The following is a 1,947-nucleotide window of genomic DNA, read 5'->3' on the forward strand; positions in this document are numbered from 1 at the left end:
CGGAGACAAGAAAGAAAAAATTGACCTTAAAGGAAAAGCTATCATTGATAAACTTGTAAATGAAAAATTACAGTATAAAGCTAATCCTACTCCCGCTGAGCAAAAATTACAAAATCAGTGGTTAACAGGAAAAAAGTAATTTTACACATATAATCTGAACAAAATACAGAACATCAAGAGCTGCTTTAAAAGAACTTAAGGCAGCTTTTTTTGTTTTTTTATGGCTTTACAAACTTAATCATTTGCCTTTTAAATCATGATGAAACTATTACAAATAAACTATACCAAATTCCGTTGCTTTATTTTTATTTATTAGCGAAAAATTTTAAAATTTTCCATTCTAAAATTCATTTAATTTCGCATAAAACCTTTTTACCCTAACATAGGGGAGTTTATAAGAGGAATACTATGATGAATTATTATTATAAAAAGAAAAAGTACTACAAAAAAAGTAGTACTTAATATAGTTTGCTTTTTTAATATACTTTATTCCTACATTTAAATATAATATTTACATCCCCAACTGGTTCATTATATATTCAAAAATGAATGTTGTATTATTAATTGCTTGCTGTGTATCCTGACCGCTACCATGACCACTATTATAATTCATATGCAGGATAACAGGATTAGTCTGTTCAGGTTTACAGATTAAATTTTAAATATACGTCTTTAAGTATAGTTGAATCAATGTATTATAAATTCTTTCATTACCAAATGAATAATAGTATCGAGAATGGTGACAATACCTCTTAATTCATCTTCAGTAATATCATTTTCTGGATCGGAAATTAACTTCCTGATTTCTGCTAAATCGTTTTCTTTAATAAATACACGGGATTCTCCTAAGATAGTTTGGCTCAATCGCTCAGAACTTTTGTGATTTTTTTTCTTCATCTGTTTAAACTCCTTTTGTAGAATTAAAATCAAGTTACTAGTTATAATATTTTAAACTTAAAATGGGCAATCGATGACTTTACTTTGCTGGTATTAGCAAAATTACTTTCTATATATTAAAGAGTAACATAAAATGTTATTTTTTGCGTTTTATGTTTACATATGGTGATAATTTTTGTTTCATTAGTTAATGGAGGAAAAACTATTGTTGTTATTGGAACTCCCTTAAATATTAGTTTCCGAGCTTCAAATAAGGGATTACGGGATACTATAGGAAGAGAGTATCTTTTAATTTCTCAATTCAAAGAAAATACTGCTATATCACCAAAAAACTTTCCATTCAGAAACCGAACGACAGCTATTATCAATGATGCTAATATTATTATTAAAGCGTCAGAAAATACTTGTACATGACATCAAGGTTGGAAAGCTTTAAGGCTGGGGAGAAATCTTTATATTATGAGGAATATTAACTATCCTATTCCCAAACCATCCCATTGTTAAATTATTAAATATGATAGTTGTTCCCTCTCAAAATTTAGAAGAAGTATCAATAAGTATGTAGAGTTAGCAGAAAGTGAAACTGTTATGATCACAATTAATAAGGCCTACTTTTGTTATAAAACCTATTGAAACTTCTGAAGTAAAAAAGAGATCCCTTCGTCAAGCTAGGTTAAAAGCTAATTCTTTGAATGATAAAAAGTTTTTTGACGACTTGTAATCATCAAAAAAATTAAAACAAAAAATATCCGATAATAGTACCAGATATTTTAAGTAGAAATATTTAATTGAAAGTTTATCTATTACACTTTATCTCACTTTATGTCCGAATAGTAATTTACAATCACTTATAAGATAAGTGATTGTACTAAAATTTTATATTATTTAGTCTTTCTGCAAATAAGTTTAGTTGTTCATCCGAAAAATCCAGATGAGTAACAAACCGGACGAGGTTCTTACCAAAAGAAGAACAATAAATGTTATTTTCTTTAAGTTTGTTTACAAATGTTGCAGAGTCAATAGTGTTTGGAAGTTTGGCCATTACAATAT

General features: G+C 27.7%; 2 protein-coding genes and 1 pseudogene. 1 reads left to right on the forward strand and 2 read right to left on the reverse strand.

Going from position 1 to position 1,947, the window contains the following annotated elements; genetic code table 11:
* Positions 1-687: 687 nt before the first annotated feature.
* On the reverse strand, positions 688-897 hold the full coding sequence (locus tag C8J95_RS18560; protein ID WP_107810192.1) for a hypothetical protein: 210 nt from the start codon (positions 895-897) through the stop codon (positions 688-690).
* A gap of 162 nt (positions 898-1,059) precedes the next feature.
* Between C8J95_RS18560 and C8J95_RS19165 the strand changes: the two genes are divergently transcribed.
* A complete protein-coding gene (locus tag C8J95_RS19165; RefSeq protein ID WP_107810193.1) occupies positions 1,060-1,311 on the forward strand; it encodes a DNA-processing protein DprA in 252 nt (83 codons plus the stop codon).
* 454 nt (positions 1,312-1,765) lie between these two features.
* Here C8J95_RS19165 and C8J95_RS18875 read toward each other — a convergent pair.
* Positions 1,766-1,947 (reverse strand): annotated as a pseudogene (locus C8J95_RS18875) (threonine aldolase); the annotation flags it as partial.

The sequence above is a fragment of the Elizabethkingia sp. YR214 genome (assembly GCF_003058195.1).
In the GTDB taxonomy this organism is placed as follows: Bacteria; Bacteroidota; Bacteroidia; order Flavobacteriales; family Weeksellaceae; genus Elizabethkingia.

What these genes read in the sequence shown, in the direction of transcription:
- C8J95_RS18560 (WP_107810192.1), bottom strand. Translation starts at nt 897, where the DNA reads ATGAAGAAAAAAAATCACAAAAGTTCTGAGCGATTGAGCCAAACTATC.
- C8J95_RS19165 (WP_107810193.1), top strand. Translation starts at nt 1,060, where the DNA reads ATGGTGATAATTTTTGTTTCATTAGTTAATGGAGGAAAAACTATTGTT.